The organism is Nostoc sp. (assembly GCF_036917755.1).
GTDB lineage: Bacteria > Cyanobacteriota > Cyanobacteriia > Cyanobacteriales > Nostocaceae > Nostoc.
In genome coordinates, this window is the sequence record NZ_JBALFC010000143.1 from 15,835 (window position 1) to 33,732 (window position 17,898).

The 17,898-nt window shown below is 42.7% G+C and carries 10 protein-coding genes and 1 pseudogene; 8 read left to right on the forward strand and 3 right to left on the reverse strand.

Annotation, left to right across the window (positions count from 1 at the left end):
* Positions 1-54: 54 nt before the first annotated feature.
* Positions 55-594, reverse strand: a complete 540-nt coding sequence (gene petC, locus V7L05_RS30190; RefSeq protein WP_335169720.1) for a cytochrome b6-f complex iron-sulfur subunit — start codon at positions 592-594, stop codon at positions 55-57.
* A 229-nt stretch (positions 595-823) separates the two neighbouring features.
* Here petC and V7L05_RS30195 point away from each other — a divergent pair, with 229 nt between their 5' ends.
* On the forward strand, positions 824-1,132 hold the full coding sequence (locus V7L05_RS30195; RefSeq protein ID WP_335169722.1) for a DUF3067 family protein: 309 nt from the start codon (positions 824-826) through the stop codon (positions 1,130-1,132).
* Positions 1,133-1,299: 167 nt separating this feature from the next.
* Here V7L05_RS30195 and V7L05_RS30200 read toward each other — a convergent pair.
* Positions 1,300-1,498: pseudogene (locus V7L05_RS30200) on the reverse strand (hypothetical protein); the annotation flags it as partial.
* Between the two features lie 286 nt (positions 1,499-1,784).
* Here V7L05_RS30200 and V7L05_RS30205 point away from each other — a divergent pair.
* The 3 genes from V7L05_RS30205 to V7L05_RS30215 all read left to right on the forward strand — a co-directional run bounded on the left by V7L05_RS30205 (position 1,785) and on the right by V7L05_RS30215 (position 7,098).
* Entirely contained in the window at positions 1,785-4,844 is a 3,060-nt protein-coding gene (locus V7L05_RS30205) for a response regulator (protein WP_335169724.1), read from the forward strand.
* A gap of 236 nt (positions 4,845-5,080) precedes the next feature.
* Positions 5,081-5,866 (forward strand): DUF4058 family protein, encoded by a 786-nt coding sequence (locus V7L05_RS30210; protein WP_335169726.1) that lies wholly within the window; start codon positions 5,081-5,083, stop codon positions 5,864-5,866.
* Between the two features lie 236 nt (positions 5,867-6,102).
* The gene (locus V7L05_RS30215) at positions 6,103-7,098 is read left to right on the forward strand and encodes a GGDEF domain-containing response regulator (protein ID WP_335169728.1); all 996 of its coding nucleotides are present in this window, start codon (positions 6,103-6,105) and stop codon (positions 7,096-7,098) included.
* A 338-nt stretch (positions 7,099-7,436) separates the two neighbouring features.
* Here the strand turns inward: V7L05_RS30215 and tatC are convergent, their stop codons facing one another.
* Complete coding sequence (gene tatC / locus V7L05_RS30220; RefSeq protein WP_335169730.1) at positions 7,437-8,231, reverse strand: twin-arginine translocase subunit TatC; 795 nt, start codon at positions 8,229-8,231, stop codon at positions 7,437-7,439.
* A gap of 881 nt (positions 8,232-9,112) precedes the next feature.
* On the opposite strand from tatC, the gene V7L05_RS30225 reads away from it, so the two are divergent.
* The 4 genes from V7L05_RS30225 to V7L05_RS30240 all read left to right on the forward strand — a co-directional run bounded on the left by V7L05_RS30225 (position 9,113) and on the right by V7L05_RS30240 (position 17,869).
* A complete protein-coding gene (locus V7L05_RS30225) occupies positions 9,113-9,343 on the forward strand; it encodes a hypothetical protein (RefSeq protein ID WP_335169732.1) in 231 nt (76 codons plus the stop codon).
* 42 nt (positions 9,344-9,385) lie between these two features.
* Positions 9,386-10,243 (forward strand): SDR family NAD(P)-dependent oxidoreductase, encoded by an 858-nt coding sequence (locus tag V7L05_RS30230; protein ID WP_335169734.1) that lies wholly within the window; start codon positions 9,386-9,388, stop codon positions 10,241-10,243.
* Positions 10,244-11,330: 1,087 nt separating this feature from the next.
* Positions 11,331-12,668 carry a P-loop NTPase fold protein gene (locus V7L05_RS30235; RefSeq protein WP_335169736.1) on the forward strand — a complete coding sequence of 446 codons (1,338 nt, stop codon included), beginning with the start codon at positions 11,331-11,333 and terminating at the stop codon, positions 12,666-12,668.
* Positions 12,638-17,869 (forward strand): nSTAND1 domain-containing NTPase, encoded by a 5,232-nt coding sequence (locus tag V7L05_RS30240; protein WP_335169738.1) that lies wholly within the window; start codon positions 12,638-12,640, stop codon positions 17,867-17,869. The genes V7L05_RS30235 and V7L05_RS30240 overlap by 31 nt, the downstream gene beginning before the upstream one ends.
* The last annotated feature ends 29 nt before the right edge of the window (positions 17,870-17,898 follow it).

The following is a 17,898-nucleotide window of genomic DNA, read 5'->3' on the forward strand; positions in this document are numbered from 1 at the left end:
CCCTCACTCCCAACTCTCTCACTCCCTCATCCCTTACTCAGCACTCAGCACTGATTAAGACCACCAAGGTGCATCACCGGTGCGGAAGTCGGTTTCAGTCCAACGGGTCAAAACGATTTTGTCGTCATTTACTTTGGTATGGGCTAAAGCCAGAGACAGAGGTGCTGGTCCCCGAACAACTTTACCAGTTTCGTCATACTGGGAACCGTGACAAGGACACTTAAATTTGTTCTCAGCAATGTTCCAGGGGACGACACAACCTAAGTGGGTACAGATGGCGTTAATGCCATAATCTTTGATCGCCTCTTTGCTCTCTACCACAATATAGGTAGGATCTCCCTTTAGTCCTTGGACTAGGTTGCGATCGCCTTCATTCCGGTTTTCGAGAAATTTACTGACGCTAACATCGTTACCTAGCTCGTCTTTTGCCGTTGCACCGCCACCGGCGCCAGCAGTTACGGGTGGAATAAAGTAGTTGACAACGGGATACAATGCACCCAGAGCCACTCCAGTCACAGTCCCAAAAGTGAGCAGATTCATGAACTGACGACGCCCCATATCAGGCACGTCTGCTGATTCAGAAAATTGAGCCATAATCTACGCGCTCTTTGTGTATTTTGTTAAGCATTTTGACAACAGTACTAGTACTTGAGCAACTCTTGTCTAAGTCGAAATGCTAGCGCTCACAACGATGCCATACTTCTCTGTTCCAAGATATATTTAGCATCTTTTCTGTTAGCATTACATTTCTTTATATCCTTATCATACTGGAGTCACGGAACTTAACATCATAACTAAATGTAAAATCTGATTGAGAAAAGCTATGACAGGACAGGAATTACGTCAGATGTTGCTTGATAAGTGGGGATATTCTTACGATGTCCAGTTGCGGCGGACACAAGGAAAGATATTTTTGCAAGTAATGTGGAAATATCGGGAGCAAGCTTCTTTTCCCTTGAGCGAGGCGGAGTACCAAGAGCATCTTGATAGCATTGCCAATTATCTTCATGGCTTGGGTGGGTCAACACAAGTACAAACTTTTATTGCCCAAACACGCGATCGCCCCCGGCTCGGCAAAGCTGTTAGCATTCCTCTAGATTTGGGCGATCGCGCTTCGGAATGGATATTATGACTGACTATAGCAGTCTGCTTTGATTTCTGTTCGCGCAGCGTGGCGTAGCCATAATTATTTGCGTAGACAGGGAGTAGGGAGTAGGGAGTGGGGAGTAGGGAAGAAGCCTTTTTGGGGTGTACTGATTTTTTTCAAAAATCAAATACGAGTCCTATATTACATTAACATCAATAAATTTCTGAGTAATTACAGTATTTTTTATCCAAAAATCTCATAACCTGCTCTAAAATTCCGTTGCCCATCGCTACATCTCTATCGGGCTGATATTAATACAACTTCTCCATCGTTTAAAACCACTCCCAAGACTAAAACTTCCGAGATGAAATCGGCTACTTGAGGGCGTAGAAGGTTAGTAACAGCTAAGATGAAACTGATTCAAGGCAATTCTCGTTGTCTGAATTTTCAACTTAGCTGGACTTTATCCGAAATTAAGAACTCGGTTTTCTTTATCCGGTAAAAACCCTGGCTTTTTAGCAAATACTTTTTGAACTTCATCGATAATCGATGAAGTTCAAAAAGTAAAACGACCGTCCCACGGAGGTTTTAGCGATCGCGTTTGTGCAACGACTCCGCAGGAGTATCGCTCTTTTGAAAAAAACTTTTCGATTTTTCGATTCACAACTTTTGATTTCCAAAACTGCTTACCTCAGCTATGCAATTACCAAATCCGATCTCACTTTCCTCACTCACCACTATACTGACGGCTTTAGAAGTGTGTAGTGATGAATCAGTATATGCTCCCGGTTATATTCAGCCGCATGGAATATTGCTGATGCTGCAAGAGCCACAGCTAACAATCTTGCAGATTAGTGAAAATGTGGAACAGTTTTTTGGGATTTCAGCAGAAGCATTGCTGGGTCAACCCTTACAACGGTTGTTTTCTCACGCTCAAGTGCAGCGACTTGCTGGCTATCTGGCTGAAGATAATCTGGAGTTTTGCAATCCGTTTGAGCTAAAAACGCGGCGGGTTGCTGAGACTGATTGGCAACGTGAAAGTCACACATTCACAGGTATGATGTACCGGATAGTAGATGGGTTGATTATGGAACTAGAACCTGTGCGATCGCTCAAAAGCATCTCTTCAATCCAGTTCTATCATCGCCTGCAAGCGGCGATCGCCAATTTCCGTAATGCCACTAGCCTGATAAATCTGGCTCAAAGCCTTGCCAGAGAGGTAAAAGCAATGATTGGGTTTGATCGGGTTATGATCTACCGCTTTCAGGCAGACGACAGTGGTGTGGTGATTGCGGAGGAGAAACAGAAGCATTTAGAAAGCTACTTGGGACTGCACTATTTGGCGACAGATATTCCCGCGCCAGCCCGCAAGTTGTTTTGCCGCAAGTGGGTGCGATTCATTCCCGATATCAATTACACCCCTATCCCCCTGATTCCCACCAACCATCCTCTGAGGGATACACCCCTTGATCTGAGTGATTCTCTGTTACGAGGAGTGTCTCACTATCACATTGAATATTTACAGAATATGGGGGTTGCTGGGTCAATGTCGATTTCGTTGATCAACGACAAACGCCTCTGGGGATTAATTACCTGTCATCACTACAGCCCGAAACTAGTGGATTATGAAACTCGCAAAGCCTGTGAATTTTTAGGACAGTTTGCCTCAATTGAACTGGTGCATCAGCAAGAACGAGAATTGGATGTTTACCGAACGCAGGTGAAAGCGATTCAGGATGAACTGCAACAGACGTTATTGCAGGAGTCCAATTTCATTGAGCAAGTGTTGATCCGAAATACTTCTCAATTGCTGGATCTAGTTCATGCCCAAGGAGCCGCGATTTTACTTGACGGTCATCTGACATTAGTTGGTCAAACGCCATCGGCTACCCAGGTGCAGGAGCTTGTTACCTGGTTGGTGCAACGCAAGGGGGAACGAGTGTTTGCTAGCGATTTCCTCTCACATTTATATCCAGAAGCGGAGGCATTCAAAGATCAAGCTAGCGGCATCCTGGCAATTTCAATTTTATTCAACCACGCCAAACAAAAGTCGTACCACATTATCTGGTTTCGACCGGAGCAAATCCAGATGGTGAATTGGGCAGGCAACCCCCACGATACGTTAACAATCAACGAAATTGGAGAGATGCAATTGTCTCCCCGGAAGTCCTTTGCAATGTGGAAGGAAACCGTGCGGGAAACTTCCTTGCCTTGGGAGGTTGCGGAACTGGAAGCCGCTACTGAGATGCGAAATACGCTGATGTTGGCAGTGCTGGAGTTTTCCCAGATCGCCCTAGAACAAGCCGCAGAACAAGCCGCGATCGCCAACCGCGCCAAAAGCCAGTTCCTTGCTAAAATGAGCCACGAACTGCGGACTCCTCTGAATGCCATTTTGGGATTTACTCAGTTGATGAACCGCAGCGAGAAGATTCCATCTGAGTTTCAAGAAGATTTAGGCATCATCAGCCGCAGTGGAAAACACTTGCTAACTCTGATCAACGATGTGCTGGAAATGTCCAAAATTGAAGCGGGTCAGTTAAAGTTAACGGAAAACTCTTTCGATTTGCATCAGCTAATCCACTCGATCAGAGATATGGTTGCCCTCAAAGCTTTAGAGAAAGGAATTGATTTGATCACACAGCAAGATCCCAGCGTTCCTCGCTATGTGTATGGTGACGAATCAAAACTGCTACAAATTCTGCTCAATCTATTAAGCAATGCGATCAAATTTACGACAACAGGCAGTGTCACCCTGCGATTCCAAGCTTTGACCGAGAGAGTGGGCAGCATTAACTCAGTTGATTCAATTTCTAGCGATGATTCCAAACCAATCATCACCCTTCATCTAGAAGTTGAAGACACTGGATGTGGTATCGCTCAGTCCGATATCGAGACTGTGTTTGAAGCTTTCACGCAAACAGAACCAGGTCGCTATGTTCAAGGTACAGGCTTAGGCTTATCGATTAGCCGTCAGTTTGCTCGTTTAATGGGTGGTGATATTACAGCGCGAAGCATCCTGAATCAGAAGTCAACCTTCATTTGTGAGGTTTTACTGACTCTGGTAAGGTCAGGGGATATTATCGCGCCGGAAATGACTCGCACTGTTATCGGTCTGGAACCGGGACAGCCCACTTATCGGATTTTGGTGGTGGAAGACTTGAGAGAAAATCGTCTGTTGCTCGTTAGACTATTGGAATTAGTTGGGTTCGAGGTCTGTGCAGCCGAGAACGGAAACGAGGCGATCGCTCTCTGGTCAGAATGGTATCCCCACCTGATTTTAATGGACATTCAAATGCCTGTGATCGATGGCTACGAAACTACTCGCCAAATTCGAGGGAGGGAAGCAGGTAAAGACGTGGTGATTATTGCGGTGACAGCCTATGCCTTTGAGGAAGACTATACCACCAGCATTCAAGCCGGCTGCGACGACCACATCACCAAACCATTTATAGAAGCTATCCTATTTGATCGGATTGCACACTACTTGGGAGTCAGCTACCGCTACCGCGAAGAAGCTTTACCGGGTGTAGACCAGCAAACCTTAGTTCATAAATCCCTAACCGCCAAAGATTTACAGGTAATGTCACCAGAGTGGATTATTCAGGCAAATCAAGCAGCTCTGGATCTCAACGATGCCAAACTCTATAATCTCATTGCTCAAATCCCCAACCAGGAGCAAGTTCTTGCTAATGTTCTGAAATCTCTGGTGGATAACTTCCAACTCGAAGCGATCGCAACTCTCACCCAAACTCAGTAAAGGGGGAAAGGAGACAATACTGCTCGGTTAAGAATATTCGTAGCGACTGGCGCCTTTATTCTTTCTTGTTAATTTAACTAGTTCCGTGGGTTTAAGTCCCCCGGTTCTATAACCGGTAAGTTTTAGTTTTGTGTTGGGGTAAAATCCCCATTACAAAACTTAATTACGAATTATGAATTACGAATTACGAATTATTTTAAAATCATCCCAATCCTCAATTTCAGGATAGTCAAACTATGAATTCTCCATTTCCCGGAATGAATCCTTATTTAGAAAATCCTGTGTTTTGGTCAGAAGTACATCATCGATTGATTACAGCGATCGCAGATACTATTGAGCAAAATATTCCCCCACACTATCGAGTTGCAATTGAACAACGTACTTATTTAAGTGATGACTCAGATTCTGTATTAGTTGGTATACCTGATGTTTCTGTTTATTCTCAACAAACATCACCGCCGCAATATTCATCAACTGCTACCCAAACAGCGACATCAGAAGGCATCACGGTGATCATACCGTTACCTGAACATATTACAGAAAATTACTTAGAAATCCGAGAAGTTTCTACAGGTTTTGTGGTGACATCTATCGAAGTTTTATCTCCGAAAAATAAACGCCCAGGCGAAGGTAGAAAAGCATATCAACTGAAACGCAAACAAGTTTTAGCTAGTCTTTCTCACTTAATCGAAATTGATTTACTCAGAAGTGGAAAACCGATGTCACTTTTAGGAGAAGTTCCTGTAACAGATTATCAAATTATTGTTAGCAGAAGTGAAACACGCCCTCAAGCTAAATTATACGGCTTTAGCATCAGAGAAACGATTCCTGTATTTCCATTACCGTTACAGTCAGAAGATATAGAACCGATTGTAGATTTGCAAACCTTATTGCATGGTATATACAATCGTGCCAGATATTACTTAGCAATTGACTATAATAAAGAATCACTACCACCCCTAAAACGAGAAGATGCTGTATGGTCTGATACCCTTTTACGCGAACAAGGGTTAAGGAGTTAACAATTCAAAATTCAAAATTCAAAATTCAAAATTCAAAATTGAAGAGAGTTTCAGAGAGGGATTTAAAGCCCGACTGAAACTAAAGCTACGTGTAGACGAACGCGAGTGCGTCTCTAAGATTTGGGGTCTTAAACCCTTTGATTTAGGATAAAGTAGTGAGACAGGTAAGTTTTATAAAGTAGTAATTAGTAATTGATAATTGGTTAATAATTTTTCCCATTCCCCACCTTCCCTCTATGGCTAATTTACTTAAATCCGCTTCGGAAACCAATATCCTAATCGTGGACGATACCCCCGATAATCTACGACTGTTAACCAAAATATTAGAGTCGCAGGGTTATATCATCCGTAAATCCCTCAACGGGAGAATGGCATTACAAGCTGCTTCTCGACATCCGCCCGATCTGATTCTGCTTGACATCAATATGCCCGAAATGAATGGCTATGAGGTTTGTCAACAGTTGAAAGCATCAAAAATAACAGATCAAACTCCGATTATTTTTATTAGTGCCCTTGACCAAATCGATAATAAAGTGCAGGCATTTGAACTAGGTGGACAAGACTATATCACCAAGCCCTTTCAAGAACTTGAAGTGCTAATCCGGGTCAGAAACCAGCTACTTATCAAACAGCAACACCAACAACTTATTGAACAAAATCAACGCCTAGAGCATGAAGTTAACGAACGCCTGAAGGCTGAAGCAGAGGTAAGGGAGTTATCTGTAACTGATGAGTTGACAGGATTATATAATCGACGTGGTTTCTTTTGGCTGGCAAATCAGCAATTCAAAATTGTCCAACGCATACAAATGTTCTGTTGTCTTTTGTTTGTTGATATAGATGGTTTAAAGCAAGTTAATGACTCTCTAGGGCATGATGTAGGAGACAGAATGATCCTTGACACAGCCAAATTATTAAAGCAAACCTTCCGTGATTCTGATATTATTGCCCGTCTAGGAGGAGACGAGTTTCTAATATTAGTTCCTGTCGAGTCGGGGAATACAGACGAATTTTATCCTCGATTGCAAGCAAATATTGATCGCTTTAATCAAGAGCATAATCACTCCTATCAACTATCTATAAGTGTTGGGATCACGCAATGCGCCTTAAATGAAAATATTTCACTAGAACAATTGATAGAACAAGCTGACAAGCTAATGTATCAGGATAAACGCGCTAAACGCCTCGTAGATAAAACAAAGCAAGCAACGCAATTTACTGACATCAGTTGAAGAAGAATTCAGAAGTCAAACAATTTTGGATTTTGGTGAAGCAGTGCGGGAACAGGGGGTTTGCACGCCACTTGCTTTATGCAGGCGTTCCCGTCCACCGCAGTGGCTCCCCATGAGTGACTGCACCAAGCCGTTCGCGCAGCGTCTCCCCTTGGGAGAAGGGATTGCCGATTTTGGATTGAAAGAGACCACAAGGGTACGAGGCATTATGATTTTAAATTTTGGATTTTGGATTTGTTCCGCCCACGAGGGACGGGGCATGAACCGAAATAATTTTTAATTCTTCAATTCTTTAATCTAAAATCTAAAATCTAAAATTGGCACGGTCAATCTCTATGTTATTTACCTGTAAGCTTCACCAGTCCAACACCACCGAAATAAAGCCCTAAAACTGCTCCGGCTAAGAGACTTTGAGTTAGAGGATCAGTAGAAGGTGTCAGAACGGCTCCTAAAACCACTGCTCCCATAATCACGTAACGCCAACCAGAAATCATCCGTTCTGACGAGACAATGTTCAAATTACCGAGCAACAGTTGAATGATCGGAATTTGAAATGCTAAACCAGTGCTGAATAATAGTAGCAGCACAAATTCAAAATATTTATCAATTGACCAAAGTTGTTCGACTACATCTGCTCCGTAGCTGATGAAAAATTTCAACGCTGCGGGGATAAGGAGTAAATAGGCAAATACTAACCCTGCTGCAAATAACACACTCGAACCCAAAACCACAGGCCCTAGTAAACGGCGTTCGCGGCGAGTCAGTCCTGGAACGACAAACTGGATAATCTGGTAAAGAATAAAAGGACTAGAAAGTATGAACCCAGTGTAGGCTGCGACTTTGAGGGAGACAAAGAAATATTCTCCGGGTGCAAGTTGGAGAAATTTTACTCCTTGTGCTGGAACCTCAAGTAACTGGACAATGGGCTTAACGGCAAAGAAACAGCCAATAATGCCCACCACTACGGCAATCAGCGAATAGAAAATCCGTTGTCGCAACTCTTCTAGGTGGTCGAAAAGAGACATTTCGATTTCACCTGGTAACTCATCAAGAGGATCGGTGTCTGAGTTACCATATTCCTCTGGGTCGATGTTGGGAACGTTTACAGTATCTACGTCTTGTGAAGGCGTCACGTTGCTTCGCTCCGAATTCAAAATTCAAAATTCATACATTACAATCCCTTAAATTTATGATACTGTTGGTCAATTTACGAGGGGTTAAACTCTCCATTCCTAAAACTTTGGTTTTGCGTTGCTTTCCCGCCCTGCAATAAATTGCGGGCTAATAGCTAAAGTGCGTTGAAACGCACTAAAATTAAAGAAATTAAGATGGATTGGGGCTGATGGGTTCGACTTCCTATCAATTCGTCAACAGTATCATTTATTTATGGGCTTGTATCATGAGTCTTTGTCGGTCATCGATCATTTCGGTGACTCAGCACTTTTAACTCAGCACTCTTCATTATTTTATCTGGGGAATGCAGCTACCAAGATATGTTTTTGGGTGCTGTGGGTTTTTTATCCTGTTTTTTGGGGTTGCATTTGCATAAGTTAGTAGGAAGCGATCTTGTAAGCAATGCCTAACCTAAAAAAAAGGTGGAACCGATGAAGAAGAATTCAGGAGTCAGTAAATAGACCACGCGGTAGGGGCACAGCATTGCTGTGCCCCTACGACAGATATGGTTCAAATACATGATTTCTGCTGTAATGGGGGATTCACATCCGCCAGCGATCGCATAGCTCTTTCTCTAAGAGAGGCTCCGCCAAAGAGTCCGCGATCGCGCAGCGTTTTAAACCCGTTTATTCACCCACAACTTGTAGAAAATTCATTCTGAATTCTGACTCCTGAATCCTGAATTCTGTTTCGATAATTTAGAAATTACGTCTCTGCGGCTACTAGCGCTGAGTAAACCGACACAACATCAGCATATAATACTCAGTTTTAAAAATCCGGTTCATCAAGGTGGCATCTATCTATACATAGCGCAATCGGAAATTTTTAGCTGAGGTTGGGTATGTACCGGACAATTTTCATTGCCCTGATGTCATTGCCTGTTTATTTATACAATGTTGAGCTAGGCAATAGTTGTAGTAGTGACGTGCTGATTGTTAAAAACCAGTTTCCCATAATGGCTGCTCTAATTGCTTACAACACAAGTACTCAGTCAGACAATTTTCCCTGGCAAATATCGGCTAGAGATGACCAAACGGAAGATTGCCTTCGCGCTGGTACTTGCAAAGATTGATACTAATTCGTAATTACAGCAATCCCATCATCAAAAAATTTAATGGTTACAAAAAATCAACGTACAGTAGTGGTTACAGGAGCTTCAACAGGAATTGGTCAGGCATCTGCTTTGCTTTTAGACCAGTTGGGTTTCTCTGTTTTTGCTGGCGTGCGTCAAGATATTGATGCTCAAACACTTAGACAGAAAGGGTCACAAAGGCTCATTCCAATTTTTTTAGATGTTACTGACGCTGAATCGATCGCAGCTGCAGTTGATAAGGTAACAAATGCAGTCGGTGATGCAGGGATTTTAGGTTTAGTGAATAATGCCGGAATTGCTGTTCCTGGGCCGTTGGAATTATTAGCGATCGCAGAATTTCAACACCAGATGCAGGTTAATGTTACTGGACAATTAGCAGTCACACAAGCATTTCTTGGTCTATTACGCCAGAGTCGGGGTCGAATTATCAATATGGGTTCCATTGCTGGTAGAAGTCCGACGCCGTTCCTGGGAGCTTACAATGCTTCAAAGTTTGCCCTGGAAGCACTCACTGATGTCATGCGGATGGAGTTACGACCTTGGGGAATCTCGGTTTCTATTATTGAACCTGGTTCTATTGCTACTCCAATCTGGGAAAAGTCTCTAAGTCAATCTGAAATAGCACAGGAGGATTTACCAGAATCGGCACAAAATCTTTACGGTCAGGCGATGAATATTGTCCGTAAAAAAATGCAGATTCTCGCATCTAAGGGAATTTCTGCGGATCTTGTCGCTCAGGTTGTTGTCCATGCGCTGACTGCAAAACAACCTAAGACACGCTATCTTGTTGGACAAGATGCCAAACTTGGAGCTGTGCTGAAGCACATTTTACCCGATAAGCTGCATGACCAGATAATTTTATACTCAATGGGGTTGTAGATTACTTTACGCCGTCTGCAATTTTCTTTCAAACCTAACCCCCAACCCCTTCCCTACAAGGGAAGGGGAGCAAGAATCAAAGCCTCTCGGACTGTGGGGGAGAAGAATGGAAGCGGGGTTCTAAGAATAAGTTGCACATCGCGTTACTTCGTTAATCGGTTCACCAGTACAGCACGGCATAAATTTAGCTACCATCTCAAAGACAAGGATCTTAAGCCCCTTGATAAACAAAATCATCATTTTAAATCTTGCTCCCCTTCCCTCGTAGGGAAGGGGTTGGGGGTTAAGTTTGAGAGAAAGTTGCACACTACGTTCATTTTAAGAAAAAAGTCATCATTTTAAGAAAAAAATCATCATTTTAAGAAAAAAGTCATCTTTTTAAGGAAAAAGTCGTCTTTTTAAGAAAAAAGTCATCATTTTAAGAAAAAAATCGTCTTTTTAAGAAAAAAATCGTCATTTTAAGAAAAAAATCGTCTTTTTAAGGAGTAAAGTATGGCGTTAAGGCGTAACCCATCGCTTTCAGGAGTAAATCATCACTTTCAGGAACAAATTATCTCTTTCAGGGCTAAATCTAGCGCTTACGCCTTAACAGAAAATACCAAAGGGCAATCGGTTCCGATAAGGTTTTTTAATGACACGTCCGAGATCGCAAAGCAAAGACGCGATAAATCGCCGTCTCTACAAAGGACTGATTATTGTAAAGACGGCGATTTATCGCGTCTCTTCCCTATGAGTGGTCTATATTTTATGCAATTGAGAACCGCTATATATTCAAGAGCGCTATCAAACTGTACTTAACAGTACCTTTTTTTGTGCTGGATATTTTTAATATTGATAAGAGTAACTTATTTAGTAAAGGAGATTTTTGCTATTTGTACTTATAATAGTATTTTTACTTACTTAAAATCAAATATCAGCCTTCCCTTGTGCTAGATGAAACCTAGATATGAAAAATCATCCCGAATACTGCTAATTTAGTTAGTATTTTGAGTGAGATGTACTTAAATTAAGGAAGAAATTCCCTAAAACCAAATATATTTATTTAGCAGATTTTTTCATCCTTATTCCTGAGTGAACTCGATTAGTTATGCTCCTAGATTTAGAAAGATTTTATCAGGCTTGCAATCCCAGCAGACCTCTAATTATAGGAAATGCCAGCGATCGCAGATACTATATCGATTTTGCTGCGGTGCGGGGTGGCAAAATCATTGAGGCTTTACAGCGCACGATCGCTCGCATCTCACCAGATGCTCCAACTTGTCAGCTATTTACAGGACATCTCGGTTGTGGAAAATCAACGGAGTTATTGCGCCTGAAAGCTGAGTTAGAGGAGCAACAATTTCATGTAGTTTATTTTGAGTCTACCCATGTCTTAGAAATGGCCGACGTGGATGTGACTGATATTTTGTTAGCGATCGCTGGCCAGGTGAGCGAAAGCTTAGAAGCGATGAAAATTAGGCTCAAACCTACCTACTTTACCAAGTTGTTTGGTGAAATTGTCGATTTCTTGCAAACGCCAATTGACATTGGGGTAGAAGCAGAATTATCTGTGGGAATTGCCAAAATTACAGCTAAAACTAAAGAAAGCCCCCAATTGCGGCGGCGGTTAAGAGATTACTTGGAACCGCGAACAGCAAATATTTTACAGTCAATTAATCAAGAATTGCTAGAACGTGCCACCAAGGAACTGAAAGCCAGGGGTAAAAAAGGATTGGTGGTAATTGTTGATAACTTAGATAGAGTAGCAATTCGACCTTTACCATCGGGGCGATCGCTGCCAGAATATTTATTTATTCAGCGTGGTGAACAGTTACGCAAACTGAATTGTCATGTAGTCTACACTATTCCCTTAGCTCTGACTTTCTCCAACGATAGCGCCGAACTTCAACATCGTTTGGGGGGTGGAGTCGCGCCAAAAGTGTTGCCGATGATACCTGTACGTTTGCGCTCTGGAGAGATTTTCCCTCAAGGGCTAGCAATGTTGCGGCAAATGGTACTAGCTAGAGCTTTTCCCGACATTTTACCTAGCGATCGGTTAGGCTTAATTACAGAAGTGTTTGATAGTTTGGATACCTTAGATCGATTGTGCCTGATTAGTGGTGGTCATGTACGCGACTTGCTAGGGTTGCTATTTGACTGTCTGCGAGAACAAGATCCACCTTTTGAGCGGGAGTGTGTCGAGTTGGTAATCCGAAGACAACGGGATTACCGAACCAACGCTATCGACCCTCATGAGTGGGAATTAATCTTTCAGGTAGTGCAACAGCAGAGAGTTAGAGGCGATATAGAATACCATACTTTATTGCGAAGTTTATTTGTATTTGAATACCGCGATCATCAGGGAGCTTGGTTTGCCGTCAACCCAGTTTTAGCAGAGACAGAAAAATTTAAGTCATGGTTGAACGACACCCACAAGCAGATGTAACAGCAGCTAATGAGCGTGCTTTGAGAAATTTGGGGAGAGCAATTGCCCTTTCTAATGGTCAATTCTCCCTGGTTTTGGTGTGCTGCAATTATCGAGTTTTGCAAGAGCGAATGCTGCAACGACTCGAAGAACTCTCTTCAGGAGTACACCAAATTCAAAAGGTAGTTTTGCCGCATAATGCTAGAAGTCTTTACACAAGTATTCATTTACAACTGCTAACCGAAAAGAATCCGCCATCGGCGTTGATGATTTTGGGTTTAGAGTCAGTAGATGGACTTGATGATTTACTTAGGTCTATCAATCATATTCGTGATGAATTTCGCAAACGCCACGCATTCCCGATGATTGTCTGGATGAATGAGGAAGTGTTGCAAAAAGTAGTGCGTTTAGCACCAGATTTTGCTAGTTGGGCGGCGACACCGATTCGGTTTGAAATGACATCTGAATCACTGCTGGAATTTTTGCAACAGGAAACTGACTCTTTATTTGCCACGGTGTTACCAACCGATGCTGCACAACAGCAACCTTCTGAAGTTGCAAAGCATTATTCCACTGTGGAGCAAGTCTGGAAACATAGCTATGAACTCCACTTTGCCATTAAAGAGTTACACAATCGTGGTATTAGCTTAGAGTCAGAATTAGACGCTAGTTTAGAATTTGTTTTTGGTCTAGATGATTATATTAGCGATCGCATTCATCCAGCCTTAAATCATTTTCAGCAAAGCTTGGAAGTTTGGCAAAAGTTGGCAAAAGGAAGAGATGAGGGGGATGAGGTGGCATTCTCGCTCTTTGCATCCCCGCGTTCCCGTGTCCCTGTGTCTTCTTCTTTGGGGGGTGAAGAAGTATTTTCTTTGCCTATGCCTCCTAATCGCCCATCTCCTCTACTTTTACGACAGGGAATTTTACTGTTTTATATTGGGCTGTGTTATTGCCGTTTTGCAGAGCAAAATCAAACCGAAAACCGCCGCCATTGGTACACAGCTAAATCTTATTTTCAGCAATGCTTAAATATTTTAGAAGTGGCTGGGCGTTTAGATATAGTTGCTGGATTCATTAATCAACTCGCTGAAGTTTTGCAATATCTGCAAGAGTGGGAAGAGTTGCAGACAGTTGCTCAAAAGTCTCTGGAGTTACATCAAACTTATGGTACTCAAATTGAATTAGCTTGTGACTACGGTTTTCTGGCGCAAGTGGCTGTGCAGCAGTCGCGGTGGGTACAGGCGAGTATATTAGCACACGTATCACTGCTGAAATTAGGTGAGGCGCAAAAGCACAACGACCCTTACAACTGCTTATTTCCATTACTGCTGGGGCAAATTTACTATTTAGTTTTGGCGAAAGCCCAGCGAAATTTAGGTGAGCTAGAAATAGCTCGTGAATACCTCGACAAGGCGACAAAAGAACTACCCGCAGCTTTAGAAAGCAGCGCTCATCAATATGATGCCCATCGTTATATTCGCTTGTTGCGGAGACTGCGATCGCTCTACTTTGAAGAAGGGCGCTATCTGGAAGCCTATTATATTCGACAGAAACGGCGTTCTGTTGAGCAACAGTACGGTTTTCGGGCTTTTATCGGTGCGGGACGCTTGCAACCGCAAAGACAGGCGACAAATCCAGCATTGATGTCACCTTCTGGGAGTAGTAGCGTTGCTTTAGAAATTGCCGCTTCTGGTCGAGAGCGTGATATTAATAACTTAATTGGCAGAATTAGCCGCGCCGATCAAAAGCTGACGGTGATTCACGGTCAATCAGGGGTGGGTAAGAGTTCTACTGTGACGGCGGGCTTAGTTCCAGCCCTGCAAAATCGAGCCGTTGGCGATCAAATAGCCGTGCCTGTAGTGTTGCAAGTTTACACCGATTGGGCGCGAGAATTAGGGAAATCTTTAAGTGAGGCGATGTCTAGTGACGCATCCCTTGCCGTGTATGCTGATATGAAGCCAGAAGTAGCTATTAAACCGGAAGCTTTAGCTTATTATGCCCAACCGATCACCATCTTGAGAATTTTACAGCAACTAAAGGAAAATGCTGATCAGCATTTGATCACAGTTTTAATTTTTGACCAGTTTGAAGAATTTTTCTTTGGTTATAGCGATCGCAATCAAAAGCAAGAATTTGATAAATTTATTAGTGACTGTCTCAAAATCCCCTTTGTGAAAGTTATCCTTTCCTTACGCGAAGATTATTTACATCGTTTATTAGATTTTAAACATCTTTCGGCACTGGAAGCGATTAATAATAATATTCTCGACAAGCATATTCGTTACCAGTTAAATAATTTTACACCAGAATATGCGAAAGCAATTATCCGAAAATTAACAGAGCGATCGCAGTTTAATTTAGAACCGGCTTTAATTGATGCCTTAATCGAAGATTTATCAACAGAATTTGGTGAAGTCCGCCCGATTGAATTGCAAGTTGTGGGAGCGCAAATTCAAGATGAACGCATTACTACACTAGAAGAATATCAGCCATATAGACCTAATAAACTCATTGAGCGATATATTAAGGAACTGATTAAAGACTGCGGCCCAGAAAATGAACGAGCCGCTTTAATCGTCTTATATTTATTAACAGATGAAAGTAACAACCGACCTTTTAAAACTCGTGCTGAGTTAGCGGTGCAGCTAGCAGAGTTGGAAGATGCGAGTAACTTAGAGTTAGTATTAGAGATTTTAGTTAGCTCCGGTTTAGTGGTATTATTCCCTGATGTACCAGAACGCTATCAACTGATTCACGATTATTTAGTAGAGTTGATTCGCTACCTGCAACAACAAGAATCGAGTTTACAGGTACAACTAAACCAGCTACGGCAAAAAGTAGAACAGAGTCAAGCTGAGATTGAACGACTTAAAAGCGAACTTAGCCAAAAAAAGCAGCGTTCTAAATTGGTAGATTCTCATCCCCAACCGGGATTGGACTTATTAACAGAATTGCGAGAGTTACACAAGCGGGAAGAATTAAGTCAGTTAGAAATTGAACACTTGCGAGCTGAACTTAAAGAAAAAGAGTTAACAGCTAAACTCGCAGAAAGTCAAAAGAAACAAAGGATTAGTGAAGCTCAATTAAATCGTTCGTTGAAAATTGCCCTGACTGCTTGTGTTCTCGCCATATTAGGATTAAGTGTTTCCATAGTCACAGCAGTAGATAGCGAAATTAAAACCCTGAGTGCATCTAGTGAAGCCCTCTTTGCTTCTCAAAAAGGTATTGATGCTTTAAAGGAAGCTTTAAAAGCGGGAAGAAAATTACAACAAACAGTCTGGGTAGATTCCAATACAAGAGAGGAAGTACAGACAGCACTCTTTCAAGCAGTTTCTGGGGTAAGAGAATATAACCGCTTAGAAGGGCATATCTCTGGGGTAAATAGTGTTATATTTAGTGGCGATCGTACTTTAATTGCTTCAGCCAGTGCGGATACTACAATTAAACTCTGGCGTCCCGATGGTAGCTTAGTTAAAACCTTGTCGGGGCATGAAGATGTAGTTAATAGCGTCAGTTTCAGCCCCGATAGTCAAATAATTGCTTCCGCCAGTCAAGACAAGACAGTAAAACTGTGGAATCGGGACGGTCAACTGCTTGCTACTCTATTAGGACATCAAGCTGTAGTTAATAGTGTTAGTTTCAGCCCAGATGGTCAAATTATTGCTTCAGCGAGTTCAGACAAGACAATAAAACTTTGGAGTCGGGATAACAAGCTGCTCAAAACTTTGCAGGGACATGAAGGTGCAGTCTTAAGTGTCGCTTGGTCGCCTGATGGTCAAACTTTTGCTTCCGGGAGTGCTGACAAGACGGTGAAATTGTGGAGTCGGGATGGTAAGCTGCTCAAAACCTTCCAAGGACATGAGGATGCAGTCAAAAGTATAGCTTGGTCGCCTGATGGTCAAGCGATCGCTTCTGCTAGTTTAGACCAGACAATCAAACTTTGGAATCTGGAAGGTAAACTACTGCGAACCTTATCGGGGCATAGTGCTGGAGTTACCAGCGTCAGTTTTAGCCCTGATGGTAACACGCTCGCTTCCGCAAGTACCGACGAGACAATTAAACTTTGGAGTTTTGAAGGTGTGCTGCTGGGAACCTTGAAGGGACATAATAATTGGGTGAATAGCGTCAGTTTCAGCCCAGACGGTCGCACCCTTGCTTCTGCAAGTCGGGATAAAACTATTAAACTCTGGTATTGGGATGATGTGCTGCTGCGAAAGCCCAAAGCTGATAATGATGATTGGGTAACTAGCATCAGTTTTAGTCCAGACGATCGCACCTTAGCAGCAGCGAGTCGAGACAAAACTATAAAACTTTTCAGTCGAGATGGTAAACTAATCCGTATTTTCACGGGGCATCAGGGTCAAGTTTGGGGCGTGAGTTTCAGCCCCGATGGTAAAGCGATCGCCTCGGCTAGTAAAGATAAAACGGTGAAGCTTTGGAGTCTCGACGGTAAAGTACTCAACACCTTGCAGGGTCATAATGGTGCCGTCTTGGGTGTTGCTTGGTCGCCTGATGGTAAAGTAATTGCCTCGGCCAGTAAAGATAAAACAGTAAAACTTTGGAGTCTCGACGGTAAACTACTCAACACCTTGCAGGGACATCAAGACGCGGTGAATTGGGTAAGCTTTAGCCCAGATGGTAAATTGCTAGCCTCAGCCAGTGATGACAAAACAGTGAAAATCTGGAGTGTGGATGGTAAATTACTATATACCTTAACTGGTCATAGTCGCCGAGTAAATGGGGTTGCTTGGTCGCCTGATAGTCAGGCGGTAAGCGGAGCCATACCCAAAGGGCTTATCGCTTCAGTTAGTATTGATAGCACAGTGAAGATTTGGAGTCGAGACGGTGATTTGCTAAATAATCTCGCTGGGGATGGCGATAGTTTCATCAGTGTCAGCTTTAGCCCCGATGGTAAGACTCTAGCAGCCTCCAGTGATGACAAAGTGAGGATTTGGAACCGAGAAGGGACATTGCTGATTGCTTTGAAAGGTTACAAGGATGAATTAACCAGCGTCAGTTTCAGCCATGACGGTAAAACTTTGGCTGCGGGTAGTGCTAACGGTGCGGTGATTTTACAGAATTTGGCGGATATCCAACTGGAAAAATTACTGACACGGGGTTGCGATTTACTACACGATTATTTGCAGACTAATCAGAAGGTAACAAAGAGCGATGGCTCCGCCAACGCCAGAGGCGAACGCGCTTTGTGTTCTGGTAGGTGATAGCCTATTAGATTATCGAACCCGTTAAA